General features: G+C 39.5%; 14 protein-coding genes and 1 riboswitch. Of the genes, 13 read left to right on the top strand and 1 reads right to left on the bottom strand.

Translation table 11 applies throughout. The features are described from left to right. Nucleotides 1-11: 11 nt before the first annotated feature. On the top strand, nt 12-2,426 hold the full coding sequence (gene pheT / locus NSS81_RS05465) for a phenylalanine--tRNA ligase subunit beta (protein WP_342432529.1): 2,415 nt from the start codon (nt 12-14) through the stop codon (nt 2,424-2,426). A gap of 419 nt (nt 2,427-2,845) precedes the next feature. Here pheT and rnhC read toward each other — a convergent pair whose 3' ends face one another. Then, a complete protein-coding gene (rnhC, locus tag NSS81_RS05460) occupies nt 2,846-3,787 on the bottom strand; it encodes a ribonuclease HIII (RefSeq protein WP_342432528.1) in 942 nt (313 codons plus the stop codon). Nucleotides 3,788-4,087: 300 nt separating this feature from the next. Between rnhC and zapA the strand changes: the two genes are divergently transcribed. From zapA to uvrC, 12 genes are all read left to right on the top strand, one after another. Then, the gene (zapA, locus tag NSS81_RS05455) at nt 4,088-4,348 is read left to right on the top strand and encodes a cell division protein ZapA (protein ID WP_342432527.1); all 261 of its coding nucleotides are present in this window, start codon (nt 4,088-4,090) and stop codon (nt 4,346-4,348) included. A gap of 6 nt (nt 4,349-4,354) precedes the next feature. Further along, nucleotides 4,355-4,909 (top strand): CvpA family protein, encoded by a 555-nt coding sequence (locus NSS81_RS05450; protein ID WP_342432526.1) that lies wholly within the window; start codon nt 4,355-4,357, stop codon nt 4,907-4,909. Nucleotides 4,910-4,979: 70 nt separating this feature from the next. Beyond that, nucleotides 4,980-6,698, top strand: a complete 1,719-nt coding sequence (gene polX, locus NSS81_RS05445; protein ID WP_342432525.1) for a DNA polymerase/3'-5' exonuclease PolX — start codon at nt 4,980-4,982, stop codon at nt 6,696-6,698. A 15-nt stretch (nt 6,699-6,713) separates the two neighbouring features. Beyond that, nucleotides 6,714-9,071 carry an endonuclease MutS2 gene (locus NSS81_RS05440; RefSeq protein WP_342432524.1) on the top strand — a complete coding sequence of 786 codons (2,358 nt, stop codon included), beginning with the start codon at nt 6,714-6,716 and terminating at the stop codon, nt 9,069-9,071. 18 nt (nt 9,072-9,089) lie between these two features. After that, nucleotides 9,090-9,494 (top strand): DUF350 domain-containing protein, encoded by a 405-nt coding sequence (locus tag NSS81_RS05435; protein ID WP_342432523.1) that lies wholly within the window; start codon nt 9,090-9,092, stop codon nt 9,492-9,494. 272 nt (nt 9,495-9,766) lie between these two features. After that, nucleotides 9,767-11,470, top strand: coding sequence for a long-chain-fatty-acid--CoA ligase (locus NSS81_RS05430; protein ID WP_342432522.1), 1,704 nt, complete (start codon nt 9,767-9,769; stop codon nt 11,468-11,470). Nucleotides 11,471-11,642: 172 nt separating this feature from the next. Continuing rightward, on the top strand, nt 11,643-12,236 hold the full coding sequence (locus NSS81_RS05425; RefSeq protein WP_342432521.1) for a TetR/AcrR family transcriptional regulator: 594 nt from the start codon (nt 11,643-11,645) through the stop codon (nt 12,234-12,236). Nucleotides 12,237-12,265: 29 nt separating this feature from the next. Then, on the top strand, nt 12,266-13,039 hold the full coding sequence (locus NSS81_RS05420; RefSeq protein ID WP_342432520.1) for an enoyl-CoA hydratase: 774 nt from the start codon (nt 12,266-12,268) through the stop codon (nt 13,037-13,039). A gap of 110 nt (nt 13,040-13,149) precedes the next feature. Further along, complete coding sequence (locus NSS81_RS05415) at nt 13,150-13,923, top strand: electron transfer flavoprotein subunit beta/FixA family protein (protein WP_342432519.1); 774 nt, start codon at nt 13,150-13,152, stop codon at nt 13,921-13,923. 40 nt (nt 13,924-13,963) lie between these two features. After that, complete coding sequence (locus NSS81_RS05410; RefSeq protein ID WP_342432518.1) at nt 13,964-14,941, top strand: electron transfer flavoprotein subunit alpha/FixB family protein; 978 nt, start codon at nt 13,964-13,966, stop codon at nt 14,939-14,941. A 208-nt stretch (nt 14,942-15,149) separates the two neighbouring features. Further along, complete coding sequence (gene trxA / locus NSS81_RS05405; protein ID WP_342432517.1) at nt 15,150-15,464, top strand: thioredoxin; 315 nt, start codon at nt 15,150-15,152, stop codon at nt 15,462-15,464. 136 nt (nt 15,465-15,600) lie between these two features. Beyond that, the gene (gene uvrC / locus NSS81_RS05400; RefSeq protein WP_342432516.1) at nt 15,601-17,376 is read left to right on the top strand and encodes an excinuclease ABC subunit UvrC; all 1,776 of its coding nucleotides are present in this window, start codon (nt 15,601-15,603) and stop codon (nt 17,374-17,376) included. A 70-nt stretch (nt 17,377-17,446) separates the two neighbouring features. After that, a riboswitch (Lysine riboswitch) is annotated at nt 17,447-17,624 on the top strand. Nucleotides 17,625-17,638 lie beyond the last annotated feature (14 nt).

Genomic DNA, 17,638 nt, shown 5'->3' with positions numbered 1-17,638 from the left:
AGGAGCATATCATGTTTGTTTCATATAAATGGCTCCAGGATTATATAGATTTATCCGGAGTAACTGCAACTGAACTAGCAGAAAAAATTACGAAAAGTGGAATAGAAGTTGAGGGTGTAGAAGTCCTTAACGAAGGTATTAAAGGAGTGGTTGTCGGCCATGTTCTTGAACGTGAGCAGCATCCAAATGCTGATAAGTTAAGCAAATGTCTTGTTGATATCGGTCAAGAAGCACCGGTTCAAATCATTTGCGGTGCGCCTAATGTGGCCCAAGGACAGAAAGTTGCCGTAGCTACAGTTGGTGCCGTTCTACCAGGCAATTTTAAAATTAAACGCGCAAAGCTTCGTGGGGAAGAGTCAAATGGAATGATTTGCTCGCTTACAGAGTTAGGTATGGAAGCTAAAATTGTTCCAAAGGAGTATTCAGAAGGAATATTTGTTTACCCGCAAGATGCAGAAGTCGGCGTAAATGCCCTTGAACTGTTAAATAGAGACGATGAAGTTCTAGAATTAAGTTTGACACCTAATCGTGCAGATTGCTTAAGCATGCTTGGTGTGGCCTATGAAGTGGCTGCCATTCTTGGCAGAGACGTAAAGCTTCCGGAAATCAACCTGCAGCCTACTACTGAAAAAGCAACAGATTATATCACTATCAAAGTTGAGGCAAATGAGGATAATCCTCTATACGCTGCCAAAGTGATTAAAAATGTAAAAATCGGGCCTGCACCGATGTGGATGCAAACACGTCTTATGGCTGCTGGCATTCGTCCGCATAATAATGTCGTTGATATTACGAACTACATTTTATTAGAATATGGTCAACCGCTCCATGCATTTGATTACAATCGCTTAGGGTCAAAAGAAATCCTTGTCCGCCGTGCACAGGATGGAGAAAAATTCACCACATTGGACGATGCGGAACGTACGTTAAAGTCTTCCCATCTCGTGATTACAAATGGAACCGAGCCGGTTGCGTTAGCGGGTGTAATGGGTGGTGCTAATTCAGAAGTAAACTCAGACACAACTACTGTTCTGTTAGAAGCTGCCTATTTCAACGGCGGTACTGTGAGAACTGCCTCTAAAGACCATGGATTAAGAAGTGAAGCAAGTGCCCGTTTTGAAAAGGGAGTCGATCCTAATCGTGTACGTGTTGCAGGTGAGCGCGCAGCTTATCTAATGGCAATGTATGCAAATGGTGAAGTTCTTGAGGGTACAGCTGAAGTCGATACACTTACCATCGAACCAGCGGTTGTCTCAATCAGCTTGGAAAAAATTAATCGTGTAATCGGTACGGAATTAGCGGTTCAGGATGTAAAGGATATTTTTGATCGTCTTCAATTTAAGACTAGCATTGAGGAGGATGTAATCACTGTGACAGCACCAACACGACGTGGTGACATCAAAATCGAAGAAGACTTGATTGAAGAAGTTGCGCGTATTTATGGCTACGACAACATTCCAAAAACCCTGCCAATCGGTTCAACAACACCTGGTAAGTTATCGGCATACCAAGAAAAACGTCGTGTTGTTCGCCAGTACTTAGAAGGTGCAGGTCTTTACCAAGCTGTAACCTATTCATTAACAAATGAAGAAAAAGCTGCACAATTTGCATTAGAGAAGGGCGATTTCATCCGTCTGGCAATGCCGATGAGTGAAGACCGCAGCATTCTCCGCTTAAGCATCCTGCCGCAATTGCTGGAAGTTTTAAAATACAATAGCGCCCGTCAAAGTGACAGCATTGGTGTTTATGAAACGGGTGCAGTATTTTTAGCAAATGGTAATGAAGTGTTACCAGAAGAACAAGAACATTTAGCAGGTGCCATCACAGGATTATGGCATAACCATTCATGGCAAGGTGAGAAAAAGGCTGTAGATTTCTATGTGTTAAAAGGTATTTTAGATGGCATGTTTACGAAGTTAGGTTTTGCCGATCAAGTAACATATGTGCAGGCAAAGGTGGAGCACTTGCATCCTGGCAGAACAGCCGAAATTCACTTGAGCGGTAAGCGAATTGGGTTCATTGGTCAGGTGCATCCAACCATGCAAAAAGAACTTGATTTAAAAGACACGTATGTGTTCGAGCTTTCATTGCAAGCAGTGCTTGAAGAAGGAACTGAACCACTTAGATATGAAGCGATTCCTCGTTTCCCATCGATTTCAAGAGATATTGCTCTTGTTGTTGATAAAGAAACAGTTTCCGGAGCATTGAAGGATATCATTCAGAGCGTTGGTGGAAAGCTTCTTAAGGAAGTCTCTGTTTTTGACTTATACGAAGGAGATCGTATGGAGGAAGGGAAAAAATCCATTGCATTCTCATTGAAATATCTTGATCCAGAGCGCACCTTAACAGATGAAGAAGTAACAAAGGTTCACAATCAAGTACTAGAAGCCTTGAAGGAACAGGCTGGGGCTGTTTTAAGAGGATAAGTTAGATAGAAAAACACTTTGGACAATTGGGTCCAAAGTGTTTTTTTTGGTTTATGAAGTCAGGCTACATAGAAAAAATTAGCAAATTGATCCTCATGAAGGGCTGATGAGGTCGATTCATTCGGGGAAATCGGAAAAGTGGACCTCATGAAGGGCTGATGAGGTCGATTCATCCGAGAAAATCGGAAAAGTAGTACTCATGAAGGGTTCATGAGGTCGATTCATCCGAGAAAATCGGAAAAGTAGTACTCATGAAGGGCTCATGAGGTCGAGTCACCCGAGAAAATCGGAAAAGTAGTCCTCATGAAGGGCTCATGAGGTCGATTCACCCGAGAAAATCGAAAAAATAGTCCTCATGAACCCCTTCTCAATCACAGAAACCGTTACGAAAGCCCATACTACGAACCGCCACGGTATAATCATTTCCGCTTCTTATTAACAATCGCCACAGCTTTATCGGTGTTAGCAAAATGAAGCTTTACATACTGAGGCAGGACGTCCCGTCCCTTTTTCAAAATCAGTTTCGCAGCAGCCTCATCCACCTGTGACCCCGCCCCTTTTGGTATCTTAAAGCCGGCACTTTCACCTAGCTGATCAATATATTGGACAAAGGCATAGCGGGCGAGAATGGAAGCAGCGGCAACTGCGAGATGAACCCCTTCCGCTTTCGTGCTAAAATAAACATTTTCCCGAGCAACAGCTTTCTGGGTTTTTACATGTTGATAATAGGTGCTAGATTGAACAAATTGATCAATTAAAATCGCCTCGGGTTTAACGGGAGCGATTTTTTCCAATACATTCAAAATCGCTTGATTATGCAAAATGGCTTTCATTTTTCCCTGTGACATACCAGATTGCTGCAGCTGATTATACTTCTCGTTTTTTAATGTTAAAAGACTAAATGGAATTATAGTTTTTATATCTTTGGCAATGGCTATGATTTTTTCATCCTTCAGATCCTTTGAATCTTTCACGCCGAGTTCTTTTAATAACGGAATATCTTCTTTTCTTACATAGGCTGCAACAACAGTGATGGGGCCGAAAAAGTCACCGGTACCAACTTCATCGGAGCCGATTACCGATAGTTGACTAAATCCATCAGGAAGATTCCCCTTTGGAGCTCCAGCCTTCGAAGAAGATGAGGGCTTTTTAGCTTCTGCCTCTCCCCATTTGCCTGCTTCTGCCACACAATCATTCCCTTGGAATAAAACCTTCCCTGATTTATATGCTGTTATCATGCAGCCTGCCGTTTTAGCAGCAAACACACTCCCTGGGGGAAGTTTGTCGCTTAACTGTCCGCTGTAATAACTTTTCATTTTACTAATTTCCGACATACTTCGATTTAGCACAACATTACCCAAATTAGGAACACCCCTCGTAAACAATCATTTCTATTAAAATTAGGAAATATACACCAGACTGAACTCTTCTACTTGTCTACCTTCAGCTCCCTATCGACTAGAGGGCTTCCCTCGCCTCGTTACGATAAGTCGAGAACGAAAAACTAAAAACCCACCGTCTTTCGACTCTCCTTATCTCACTCGACTCATTCCAGCCCTTTTCGTCAATAAACAACGCGCTTACTCTTTTCTCTTTTCGACATACATTCGTTCGTGTTATAGTATAGAATAGGATTTCCTGATTCGAATGGAGGCATTAACTTGTCAAAAATACAAAAAAATAGAACGACCGTAGATATATACGGACAGCAATACACTATATTAGGTACTGAAAGCCCAAGTCATATTCGAAGTGTTGCATTATTAGTTGACAATAAAATGCGCGAAATCGGTTCTAGGAATCCATCACTAGATGTTAGCAAGCTTGCTGTATTAACTGCGGTGAATGCCGTCAATGATTATATTAAAATGAAAGAACAAGTAGAGCGGCTTCAATTAGAACTACAAAAAGAAAAGGACTGAAAAGTCATGTTGGATTTAGCTATTATCTTATTATTAGTTTTTGGTTTTTTTATCGGATTAAAAAGAGGCTTTATTTTACAATTAGTTCATTTAACAGGTTTTATTATTGCATACATAGTGGCAAATTTATACTATGAGGAACTGGCTCCTAAACTTTTACTCTGGATTCCCTATCCTAATCTTGGGACATCCTCACCACTAAAGTTATTAACCAATAGCAGTAACATGGAGGATGCCTTCTATCGGGCTATTGCTTTTGTGATCATCTTTTTTGCGGTAAAAATATTGCTGCAAATTATCGGATCGATGCTGGACTTTATTGCCCACCTGCCAATTTTAAAGCAGTTAAATGTTTGGGCTGGCGGAATTTTAGGTTTCTTAGAAGTCTATTTAATTGTCTTTATTTTATTATATATTGGTGCGTTAGTTCCAATGGAAGTTATACAGAATCCTTTGGATCATTCGGTTATGGCAAATCTGATTATTAACCATACACCAATACTTTCGCAGCAAATAAACAGTATTTGGATTGAATATTCAGCTGCGTTAACTTCTCTGTAGCAGAGAAGTTTTTCTTTTCATATTAAATATCCTTAAATAGAAAATGCTAATCCCAAGGAGGGTGGATTCTATGGAGATAAATAAAAAGGATTTAATTCGCTTATTAGAAACAATTGCTGTCTACTTGGAGTTAAAAGGTGAAAATCCCTTCAAGGTATCGGCCTTCCGCAAAGCGGCGTCGGCACTGGAGTTTGATGATCGGAGTTTATCTGACATTGAGGACTTTACAGCCATTTCAGGTATTGGCAAAGGCACCGCTGCCGTTATTGAGGAATACATAACAGAGGGTTCATCTACGGTTTTAAATGAACTTAAGAATGAAGTCCCGCGCGGATTAATCCCGTTATTACAATTGCCGGGACTAGGCGGTAAGAAAATTGCGAAGCTCTATAAAGAAATCGGTATTGAAGATGTTACTAGCTTGGAAGAAGCATGTAAGGCAGGGAAGGTCCAGTTACTAGCAGGATTTGGTAAAAAGACTGAAGAAAAAATACTAAGCGCGATTGCAAATGTGGGATCAAGACCAGACAGGCTTCCTCTTGCCTATATGCTTCCAATCGCTGAAAAAATAGAATCTATACTTGCTGGAATCCCGGAGATTCACCAATTCTCACGAGCAGGAAGTTTACGGAGAATGCGCGAGACAATAAAGGATTTAGACTTCATTATTGCTACCGAGCATCTCGAAATCGTTAAACAGCATTTGCTCGACCTGCCAGATAAAAAAGAGGTAATCGGTGCCGGAGATACAAAGGTTTCACTCGTATTAGCATACGATTATGATGTTTCTGTTGATTTTCGTCTCGTTAAACCTGAAGAGTTTACGACTACGCTTCACCATTTTACAGGCTCAAAAGACCATAATGTCCGCATGAGACAATTGGCGAAGGAACGGGGTGAAAAGATAAGCGAGTACGGTGTCGAAAATGTTGAAACAGGAGAAATTCTTACGTTCACTTCTGAAGAGGAATTTTTCCAGCATTTTGACCTTCCCTTTATACCTCCAGAAATTAGAGAGGATGGTAGAGAAGTTGAAGAGTTTTCTCCTACCGAGGAGCTAATTGAACTAGAAGATATTAAGGGTGACCTTCATATGCACTCTACTTGGAGTGATGGGGCTCATTCAATTGAAGAGATGGTGCTGGCCTGTCGGGAGCGAGGATATAGGTACATGGCCATTACCGATCATTCTAAGTATTTAAAAGTTGCGAATGGACTGACAGCAGAGCGTTTACTGCAGCAAAAAGAAGAAATTAAAAAATTAAATGAAAAATATGATGATATTCTTATCCTTTCAGGTGTAGAAATGGACATTTTGCCAGATGGGTCACTCGATTACGAAGACGACTTTTTAGCTGAAATGGACTTTGTCATTGCCTCGATTCATTCTGCTTTTTCACAGCCAAGGGAAAAAATCATGGAGCGAATGAGGACGGCATTAAAGAATGCCCATGTTGATTTAATTGCCCATCCAACAGGCAGAAAGATTGGTCGGCGTGAGGGGTATGATGTTGATATCGATTTACTGATTGAATTAGCCAAAGAAACAAATACGGCTTTAGAATTAAATGCAAACCCAAACAGACTTGACCTTGCAGCTGAGAGTTTGAGAAAAGCTCAGGATGCAGGTGTTAAAATACTCATCAATACAGATGCACATAAAGTGGACACATTAGCACATATGGAGATCGGAGTGTCTGCGGCTAAAAAGGGCTGGATAAAAAAATCATCTGTTATTAATGCCCTTGAGACGAATGATCTGTTAGAATTTTTGCATAATCGAAACTAAAGGAGGATTAACTCCATGCAAGACAGAGTACTAAAAGTATTAGAATTCACAAAGGTGAGAGAACAGCTGCTAGCGCATGCCACCTCTACACTTGGTCAAGGTAAAATAAAACAATTAATTCCATCAACGGATTTTGAAGAAGTAGTCAGGCTTCAAGCAGAAACGGATGAATCAGCAACTGTATTAAGGATAAAAGGAAATGTTCCGTTATCAGGAATATATGATATCCGTGCTCATATTAAACGCTCGGTCATTGGTGGTGTTCTAAGTCCTCATGAATTGGTTCAGGTAGCCAGTACGATTCATGCAAGCAGAAAAATGAAACGCTTTATTGAGGAAATCGCGGAAGAAAGAACGGAAATTCCGATTTTAATGGAGCAAGTGGAGCGGATTATCCCATTAACAAACTTAGAGCAAACCATTAAAATGGCCATCGATGAAAGTGGTGAGGTGCTCGATAGTGCCAGTCAGCTGCTACGCACCTTAAGACAACAGCTCCGCTCTAATGAAGCAAAAGTTCGAGAAAAATTAGAGAGTATGATTCGCTCATCAAACGCCCAGAAAATGTTATCGGATGCGATTGTTACTATTCGAAATGATCGCTTTGTTATCCCTGTTAAACAGGAATACAGGAGCCATTATGGCGGTATTATCCATGATCAAAGTGCTTCTGGACAAACGTTATTTATCGAGCCGCAGGTCATTGTTCAACTTAACAACCAATTGCAGGATATTCGTGTAAAAGAGCAGGTTGAAATTGAAAGAATACTAACAGAGCTTTCGTCTAACACAGCAGAACATGAGGCTGAGCTGCAGATCATAGTTGAAATCCTGACAAATCTGGATTTTATTTTTGCAAAAGCAAGGTATGGCCGTCAAATCAAAGCATCAATGCCGCTTATGAATAATGACGGAAGAATTGCTTTATATAAAGCTAGACATCCTTTAATCCCGAGCGATGAAGTCGTTGCCAATGATATTATGCTCGGGAAAGATTATACGACAATTGTCATTACCGGACCAAACACCGGAGGTAAAACCGTCACGTTAAAAACCCTTGGTTTATGTTCTTTAATGGCGCAAGCCGGGTTACAGGTTCCTGCTTATGATGGCTCGGAACTGGCTGTTTTTAATTCGATTTATGCAGATATCGGCGATGAACAGTCGATTGAACAAAGCTTGAGTACATTTTCTTCACATATGGTAAATATCGTGGATATATTGGAAAATGTCGGTTTCAATAGCCTCGTATTATTTGATGAACTAGGTGCTGGAACCGATCCGCAGGAAGGGGCGGCACTGGCAATTTCAATCCTTGATGAGGTGCACAAAAGAGGTGCCCGAGTAATTGCCACTACCCATTATCCCGAATTGAAGGCATATGGCTATAACCGTGAAGGTGTATTAAACGCTAGTGTAGAATTCGATGTTGAGTCACTAAGCCCCACATATAAGCTTTTGCTTGGTGTACCAGGGCGAAGTAACGCCTTTGAAATTTCAAAACGGTTAGGATTAAGCGAACGGGTTATTCAATCAGCCAGATCCCATGTCAGTGAGGATACGAATCAAATCGATAAGATGATCGCTTCGTTAGAAGACAGTAAGCGTCAGGCAGAAGTGGAGCAACAAGAAGCCCGTGATTATTTAAGACAGGCTGAAAAACTTCATCAAGAAATGCAAAAGCAAATGCAGGAATTTTACGAGAACAAAGACTCCATGCTCGAAAAGGCTGCTGAAAAGGCAGAAAAGATCATTGATGAGGCAAAAAGTGAAGCAGAAAGTGTGATTCGTGATCTCCGTAAAATGAGAATAGAAAAGCATGCTGATATCAAGGAGCACGAATTAATTGATGCGAAGCGACGTCTCGAAGCGGCCACACCAGAAATTACAAAATCAGCGAAACAAATTAGTAAAAAATCCAAAAAGCCGACATTGATGTCTGGTGATGAAATAAAAGTTTTAACCTTTGACCAAAAAGGGACCCTTCTTGAACGAGTGTCTGACAGCGAATGGCAAGTTCAAATTGGAATCATGAAAATGAAGGTAAAAGAGAAGGACATGGAGTATATCGGTGCCCCCAAACAAGTCGAAACGAGACCGATGGCAATCGTTAAAGGCAGAGATAATGACGTTAAGCTTGAGTTAGACTTACGCGGTGAAAGATATGAGGCAGCACTTTCCAGAGTGGAAAAGTATATTGATGATGCGTTATTATCAAATTACCCTCGTGTTTCAATTATTCATGGAAAAGGAACAGGTGCATTAAGACAGGGAGTTCAAGAGTATTTACGAAACCACCGCTCCGTTAAGAAAATTCGCTTTGGTGAAGCAGGCGAGGGCGGCTCAGGTGTCACAATCGTTGAATTTAAATAATATTCAGGGAGAATCGGAATGGACCAATTTTGGGAGAACGAGTATATTCAGACGGCGGCCTATTATAGTGTAGTTATTTTATGTATGGTTGTGTTTCTGACAATTTTTGAATTGGTAACTAAATATAAAAACTGGGAAGAAATCAAAAAGGGAAATCTGGCAGTGGCGATGGCTACAGGCGGGAAAATATTCGGTATTGCTAACATTTTTCGTTTCTCAATAGAACACAACGATTCATTGGTTACGATGGTTGGCTGGGGAGTTTTTGGGTTTTTCTTATTATTGATTGGATACTTTATCTTTGAATTTTTAACTCCTAAATTTAATATCGATGACGAAATAAAGAATAGAAATCTTGCTGTCGGTTTTATTTCGATGGTCCTGTCGATCGGGTTATCCTATGTTATTGGGGCGGGAATTTAACAAGGGGAGATTAAAAAGTGGAGATATTAGCTAAAGTACTTCTTGGTTTATGCGGTTTGTTTTTGCTAATTGGTTTAATATATATGATATTTTTTGCTTGAATAATGAATCATCGCTGTTGGTGCAGCGGTGATTTTTATTTTATCTTTTGAAGTTGTGAAGGAACGAACAATTTTTGGATTATATTGTTAATCCAATTGTTTAAAGAGTCTGACTATAATATAATAAGAGAGAAGTGGAAAATTTTGCAATAGTAAAAAAGGAGGGTTAATATGTACGATTCTAAACCATGGCTCCAGCATTACCCTGAGGAAATTCCAGCCTCTTTGGAATATTCCAAAGAACCGGTACAGCAGTATTTAATTAATGCATTTAGAAAGTTCCCTGAAAAAATTGCGATACATTTTATGGGAAAGGAAATGTCATACCGAGAGCTTTATGAAGAAACACTATCGTTTGCCAGTTATCTTCAGGAAATAGGTATTTCAAAGGGTGACCGGGTTGCAATCATGCTAGCGAATACTCCACAGGCAGTCATAAGCTATTTTGGTATATTAATGGCTGGAGGCATAGTCGTACAAACAAACCCATTATATACAGAACGTGAACTTGAATATCAAATGAAGGATTCTGGAGCTAAAGCGATTATTACCCTTGATATACTCTATCCACGTGTATCAAAAGTAATGCCGCAGACAGAACTCAAACATATTATTGTAACCGCTATCAAAGATTATCTACCATTTCCAAAAAACTTAGTTTATCCATTTATCCAGAAAAAACAATATGGAATTGTCGTGAATGTAAAACATGAAGGCAGTACCCATTTGTTAAAAGAAATTGTAAATAGAAAGCTTAACACGCTTGTCATACCCGATATGGATTTTGAAGAGGATATTGCACTTCTTCAATATACAGGCGGAACGACGGGTCAGCCAAAAGGGGTTATGCTTACACATAAGAATTTGGTTGCAAATTCATCGATGTGTAGCAGTTGGCTTTATAAATGTAAGCCTGGGGAAGAATCTGTCTTAGGAATTGTACCGTTTTTCCATGTATATGGAATGACAACCGTCCTAATTTTAACGGTTATGCAGGCGAATAAGATGATCATCCTCCCTAAATTTGATGCACTGACAACTTTAAAGACCATTCAAAAACAGCGTCCAACTCTTTTTCCTGGAGCACCAACGATTTATATAGGATTATTGAACCATCCTGATTTAAATAAATATGATTTGTCGTCAATTGATTCCTGTATTAGCGGTTCTGCTCCGCTTCCTAATGAAGTTCAAGATGAATTTGAGGAGCTTACAGGCGGAAAACTCGTGGAAGGGTATGGACTAACAGAATCTTCTCCCGTCACACATTCTAATTTCTTATGGGATCGTCCGCGAGTGAGAGGAAGTATTGGAGTTCCATGGCCAGATACGGAAGCACGTATTGTCTCAATGGACACGGGTGAACTGATGCCGGTGGGTGAAATTGGTGAAATCATTATTAAAGGTCCACAAGTGATGAAAGGATATTGGAATCGTCCGGATGCCACAGAAGAAACAATAAAGGATGGATGGTTATACACGGGTGACCTTGGTTATATGGATGAACAGGGCTATTTTTATGTAGTGGACAGGAAGAAGGATATGATTATTGCCGGTGGTTTTAACATTTATCCTAGGGAAATTGAAGAAGTATTATATGAACATGAGGATGTTCTGGAGGTTGTTGCTGCAGGGATTCCAGATCCATATCGCGGTGAAACGGTGAAAGTTTATATTGTCCTCAAAGAGGGCTCAAAAGTTACCGAAGAAGAATTGAACAAGTTTGCAAGACAATCTCTTGCAGCCTATAAAGCTCCTAGATTATATGAATTTAGAGACGAATTACCAAAAACAGCAGTCGGAAAAATTCTAAGGAGGACACTTGTAGAAGAAGAAATCAGAAAAATAGAAGAAGATAGCAAAAAACATGCCTAGCGTAACCTCTTTTTTTTGAATAATACTACTTGTCCCTTTCATCTAAGTAAGGTATTATAAAAAATGCGTTGTATTTCTTGACATAAATACAACTTAAAACTATTATAAAAATATGAATGATTATTCATTCATATTTTCTTTTTGAAATTTTCTCAAAAGAGGGAGAACATCAATGAAAAAAAACAAGCCGAAATATATGCAAATTATCGATGCTGCTGTTATTGCTATAGCTGAAGTTGGCTATCATCAAGCACAGGTTTCAAAAATTGCAAAGCAAGCAGGTGTCGCCGATGGCACCATTTATTTGTATTTTAAAAACAAAGAAGACATTCTCATCTCACTCTTTGAAGAAAAAATGGGAAGCTTTATTGAAAAAATAGATGAAATGATAGCAGGAAAACAGACGGCAACAGAGAAGTTATTAATGATGGTTGAAGCTCATTTTCGTAATCTTTCTGATGATCATCACATGGCGATCGTGACACAACTTGAATTACGCCAATCTAATAAAGAACTCCGTATGCGGATAAATAAAGTTCTTAAAGGTTATTTAGATGTGATAGATAAAATCTTAATTGAAGGAAAAGAAACGGGTGAGTTTTCCAACAACCTCGATGTTCGTCTTGCCCGGCAAATGATATTTGGGACGATGGATGAAACCGTAACAACCTGGGTGTTGAATGAAGAAAAATATGATTTGGTGGCACTTGCAGGTCCTGTTCATCAGCTAATGATAAATGGGTGCGGCAATCAGGAGAGAGAATAGAGCTTCAACAGAAGAAGGAGGGGGACCTATTGGAATATTTAAAATTGTCTAATCAAGATAATATTGCTACAATTACTATTGAGCGGCCACCCGCAAATGCCCTTTCAAAAGGATTATTGAAAGAGCTTTCATTCGTACTTGATGAAATTGAAGCGAATCGTGAAGTGAGAGTGGTTGTTATTCACGGTGAAGGAAGATTTTTCTCGGCAGGAGCAGACATAAAAGAATTTACTGCTGTTGATTCTTCTGAGGAATTTTCTGATCTTGGCAAATTTGGACAAGATTTGTTTGACCGAATGGAAAAATTCCCTAAGCCAATTATAGCTGCCATCCATGGCGCGGCTCTAGGCGGCGGCTTGGAATTAGCAATGGCATGTCACATTCGCCTTGTTAGTGAAACGGCAAAGCTTGGCCTCCCAGAGCTTCAGCTTGGAATCATTCCAGGTTTCGCAGGAACACAACGCTTGCCAAAATATGTAGGTGTTTCGATGGCAGCTGAAATGATGTTTACATCTGAACCGATTACAGGTTTAGAAGCAGTCCAATATGGCTTGGCCAACCATGCTTATCCAGAAACGGAAGTCCTGGAAAATGCGTATAAGCTGGCAAGAAAAATCACTAAGAAAAGCCCTGGTGCACTCGGTGCAGCGATTGAACTATTGAATTATGCGAAGACTGAAGAATTTTATGAAGGTACAAAAAGAGAAGCAGAATTATTTGGTGAGGTATTTGCATCAAAGGACGGCAAAGAAGGCATTCAAGCCTTTATTGAGAAACGTCAGCCGCAGTTTACAGGGGAATAACTTTATTAACGGGTTTATACCCGTTAATAAGTTAATAAATTTTTTTCAAATGAATTATCTTAATCTTTAGAACTGAAAAAATGTTTGCATTATAGTATAGGAGGGAAACCATGAACATTTATGTATTACTAAAAAGAACGTTTGATACTGAGGAGAAGATCTCCATTTCCGGTGGAAAAATCAATGAAGATGGTGCTGAATTCATCATTAATCCATATGATGAATATGCGGTGGAAGAAGCCATTCAAGTCCGTGATGCTAACGGTGGAGAAGTAACGGTTATTTCCGTAGGCAACGAAGAAACAGAAAAACAATTGCGGACTGCACTTGCAATGGGAGCAGATAAAGCTGTTTTAATAAACATAGAAGATGATATTGAAAATAGTGACCAATTTACAACAGCAAAATTGCTTGCTGAATACTTAAAGGATAAAGATGCCGATTTGATTTTGGGCGGTAATGTTGCCATTGACGGCGGTTCAGGCCAGGTAGGACCTCGTGTGGCTGAATTGCTTGACATTCCTTATGTTACGACGATTACAAAGCTTGAAATTGACGGAACAACTGTAACGGTCACCCGTGATGTTGAAGGAGATTCTGAAGTGATTGAAACAAGCCTTCCATTGTTGGTTACAGCACAACAAGGCTTGAACGAGCCTCGTTATCCGTCACTACCAGGAATTATGAAAGCGAAGAAGAAACCGCTTGATGAACTTGAATTAGATGATTTAGATCTTGAAGAGGACGATGTTGAAGCAAAAACTAAAACACTTGAAATTTATCTGCCTCCTGCGAAAGAAGCAGGAAAAGTGTTATCAGGAGAGATTAACGACCAGGTGAAAGAACTTGTTCAACTTCTTCATACGGAAGCAAAAGTAGTCTAATTATAATTCCAACAAAAATGAGTTGCAGGAGGTATAAGGAATGTCTAGAAAAGTAGTAGTATTAGGGGAAACTCGAGATGGATCTTTACGTAATGTATCTTTCGAAGCAATAGGAGCTGCTAAAGCAGTTGCTGAAGGCGGAGAAGTTGTTGGTGTATTAATTGGCGAAGCTGTAAACGCTTTAGGAGCAGAATTAATAAAATACGGTGCAGACCGTGTAGTTGTGGTGGAAGACGCAAAGTTAAACCAATATACATCAGATGGTTATGCTCAAGCATTACTTGCAGTGCTTGTCCAAGAAAGTCCAGAAGGCTTAGTTTTAGGCCATACAGCGCTTGGTAAGGACCTTGCACCAAGAATTGCAGGCAAGCTTTCCTCAGGTCTAATTTCTGACGCTACTGCTGTTGAAGTAGCTGGAGGGAATGTAGTATTTACAAGACCAATCTATTCAGGTAAAGCGTTTGAAAAGAAAATTGTTACTGACGGGTTAATTTTTGCAACAGTAAGACCTAATAATATTGCACCATTAGAAAAGGACGAAAGCAGAACAGGTGAAGTTAGTTCCCTAGCTGTTGAAATTAAAGACCTTCGTGCCATCATTAAAGAAGTGGTTAGAAAAGCAAGTGAAGGTGTAGATTTAAGCGAGGCGAAGGTAGTTATTTCAGGCGGACGCGGTGTGAAAAGTGCAAACGGCTTCGAACCGCTTAAAGAATTAGCACAAGTATTGGGTGGTGCAATTGGCGCTAGCCGTGGTGCCTGTGATGCGGACTATTGTGATTACTCCTTACAAATTGGTCAAACGGGTAAGGTTGTTACTCCAGACCTTTACATTGCCTGCGGAATTTCAGGAGCAATTCAGCATCTAGCGGGTATGTCTAATTCCAAGGTCATTGTAGCAATCAACAAAGACCCAGAAGCAAACATCTTTAAGGTGGCTGATTACGGAATTGTTGGTGACTTGTTTGAAGTAGTACCATTATTAACTGAAGAGTTTAAAAAACTTAAAGTACATTCATAATAATTAAGGTGAGGAAAAACGAGCGGTCGACTATCGCTCGTTTTCTTAGCTTATCCGAAAGTGTCATTTGTACTTTTAGCGAAATCTTCAAGGCATACAAGCTGAAAAAGTAGGGGAAATTACATGCGAAACATATTATTAGCATGATGCTTCAAACGGTGATATACTTTCGGTAGTAATTTAGTATTAATTAGGAGGGCATAATAAAATGACTATTTCTCACGTAACAGATTCAAATTTCGCTGCTGAAACAGGAGCTGGCGTTGTACTTGCAGATTTCTGGGCTCCATGGTGTGGACCTTGTAAAATGATTGCACCCGTTCTGGAAGAACTTGATTCAGAAATGGGCGACAAAGTAAAAATCGTTAAATTAGATGTAGATGATAACCAAGAAACTGCTGCTAAATTTGGCGTTATGAGTATCCCTACATTATTAGTTTTCAAAAATGGCGAAGTTGTTGACAAAGTAGTCGGCTTCCAGCCAAAAGATGCATTAGCAAGCGTGTTAGAAAAGCACGTTTAAGCAAACCCAAACCTTGGCTGGATTATTCTAGCTAAGGTTTTTTTATTTTTGGTAAAAACAACTGCAGGCTTTTCTTTAGTGACTGTTTGATTTAAAATTTTATAGAGAAGAATTATAGACAGGAGGAGTGTCCGGAATGAATGAAACCATCAAACAAAAATTAACCTTGCTACCGGCACAGCCTGGCTGTTACTTAATGAAAGACCGTCAAGGATCAATTATTTATGTAGGAAAAGCAAAAATTTTAAAAAATCGTGTCCGATCATATTTTACAGGTTCACATGATGGGAAAACCCTCAGACTTGTAAATGAGATTGAAGACTTTGAATATATTGTGACCTCATCGAATATTGAAGCCTTACTTCTTGAATTAAATTTAATTAAGAAATACGATCCAAAATTCAATATCATGCTAAAGGATGATAAAACCTATCCGTTTCTTAAAATCACTGCGGAAAGGCATCCGCAGCTAATTATTACGAGGAAGGTAAAAAAAGATAAAGGGAAATATTTTGGACCTTATCCAAATGTTCTCGCTGCAAAAGAGATAAAAAAGCTGCTCGATCGAATGTTTCCGCTAAGAAGATGTAATAGTACTGTCCCAGGTCGTCCTTGTTTGTATTATCAGTTAGGGCTATGTATTGGCGCATGTGCCAGAGAAGTCAGCGAAGAAGAATATAAAAAAGTAGCGGACGAAATCACCCGTTTTTTACATGGCGGTCATAAGGAAATAAAAAGTGAACTGACAGAAAAAATGAACCATGCTGCTGAACAGTTAGAATTTGAAAAAGCAAAAGAATACCGCGATCAAATAATCCATATGGAAACGATTATGGAAAAGCAAAAAATTACTATGAATGATTTTACTGACCGTGACGTATTTGGCTATTCAGTTGATAAGGGCTGGATGTGTGTTCAAGTCTTTTTTGTCCGCCAAGGGAAATTAATTGAACGGGATGTTTCGTTGTTTCCTGTCTATAATGAACCGGAAGAAGATATCCTTACCTTCCTGGGGAGATTTTATGAGAAAACAAATCATATTAAGCCAAAGGAAATTCTTATTCAGGAAGAAATTGATCTTGGCCTAGCAGAGCAGCTCCTACAGGTTAAAGTGTTAAAACCACAGCGCGGTCAAAAAAAGGACCTTGTAAATATGGCGATAAAAAATGCAAAAATCGCCTTGAAGGAAAAGTTCTCGATGATTGAAAAGGATGAGGAACGAAGCATTAAAGCAGTGGAAAATTTAGGTGAGTTACTGGGGATTTATACACCACACCGCATCGAAACCTTTGATAATTCAAATATTCAAGGGACAGATCCCGTTTCAGCAATGGTTGTATTTACAGATGGAAAGGTCAATAAGCGAGAATATCGAAAATATAAGATTAAGTCGGTTATCGGTCCTGATGATTATGAATCAATGCGAGAAGTAACAAGGAGAAGGTATTCCAGGGCCTTAAAAGAAGACCTGCCACTTCCAGATCTAATTATCATTGACGGCGGAAAAGGTCATGTGGAAACGGTAAGAGACGTTTTGGAAAATGAACTGGGTTTAGATATCCCGCTTGCGGGGCTAGTGAAAGATGAAAAACACCGAACCTCACAGCTGTTATATGGAAATCCATTAGAAATTATCCCGCTTCCTAGAAACAGTCAGGAGTTTTATTTATTGCAGAGGATTCAGGACGAGGTCCATCGCTTTGCGATTACCTTTCACCGGCAAACGCGCGGAAAAACTGCCTTTCATTCTTTGCTTGATGACATCCCCGGAATTGGTGAGAAAAGGAAAAAGCAATTATTAAAAGAATTTGGTTCTGTGAAGAAAATGAAAGAAGCAACCATCGAAGAATTTAGGGCTATCGGAATACCAGCAAATGTGGCTGAAGATTTAATGAAAAAACTTCAATCTTAGAGATTGTCTGAAAAATTGGACTATGTTATAATAAATAGAAAATTTAATTACTATCACTTTTTACTATTAAAGTGAAGGTAGAGGTGCGAGCTTCAAGAGTAATGATTCTGAGAAGGATGAGCTTCTGAGAAGAATCATGAAAGGGGATGTTCGCCGAAGTAAAGGAAACCTCATTTCTTTCTTTACTGGTCCTGTATTGAATAAATACCGGATTGTCAAGACGATTGTCTTGGAGAGCTATCTTACATTGTCACGCAATTTT

The organism is Neobacillus sp. FSL H8-0543, assembly GCF_038592905.1.
In the GTDB taxonomy this organism is placed as follows: Bacteria; Bacillota; Bacilli; order Bacillales; family Cytobacillaceae; genus Neobacillus.
This window is presented reverse-complemented; position numbering and strand designations above follow the sequence as displayed.

What these genes read in the sequence shown, in the direction of transcription:
- uvrC (WP_342432516.1), top strand. Translation starts at nt 15,601, where the DNA reads ATGAATGAAACCATCAAACAAAAATTAACCTTGCTACCGGCACAGCCT.
- trxA (WP_342432517.1), top strand. Translation starts at nt 15,150, where the DNA reads ATGACTATTTCTCACGTAACAGATTCAAATTTCGCTGCTGAAACAGGA.
- NSS81_RS05450 (WP_342432526.1), top strand. Translation starts at nt 4,355, where the DNA reads ATGTTGGATTTAGCTATTATCTTATTATTAGTTTTTGGTTTTTTTATC.
- NSS81_RS05425 (WP_342432521.1), top strand. Translation starts at nt 11,643, where the DNA reads ATGAAAAAAAACAAGCCGAAATATATGCAAATTATCGATGCTGCTGTT.
- NSS81_RS05440 (WP_342432524.1), top strand. Translation starts at nt 6,714, where the DNA reads ATGCAAGACAGAGTACTAAAAGTATTAGAATTCACAAAGGTGAGAGAA.
- NSS81_RS05415 (WP_342432519.1), top strand. Translation starts at nt 13,150, where the DNA reads ATGAACATTTATGTATTACTAAAAAGAACGTTTGATACTGAGGAGAAG.
- NSS81_RS05410 (WP_342432518.1), top strand. Translation starts at nt 13,964, where the DNA reads ATGTCTAGAAAAGTAGTAGTATTAGGGGAAACTCGAGATGGATCTTTA.
- NSS81_RS05435 (WP_342432523.1), top strand. Translation starts at nt 9,090, where the DNA reads ATGGACCAATTTTGGGAGAACGAGTATATTCAGACGGCGGCCTATTAT.
- NSS81_RS05430 (WP_342432522.1), top strand. Translation starts at nt 9,767, where the DNA reads ATGTACGATTCTAAACCATGGCTCCAGCATTACCCTGAGGAAATTCCA.
- pheT (WP_342432529.1), top strand. Translation starts at nt 12, where the DNA reads ATGTTTGTTTCATATAAATGGCTCCAGGATTATATAGATTTATCCGGA.
- polX (WP_342432525.1), top strand. Translation starts at nt 4,980, where the DNA reads ATGGAGATAAATAAAAAGGATTTAATTCGCTTATTAGAAACAATTGCT.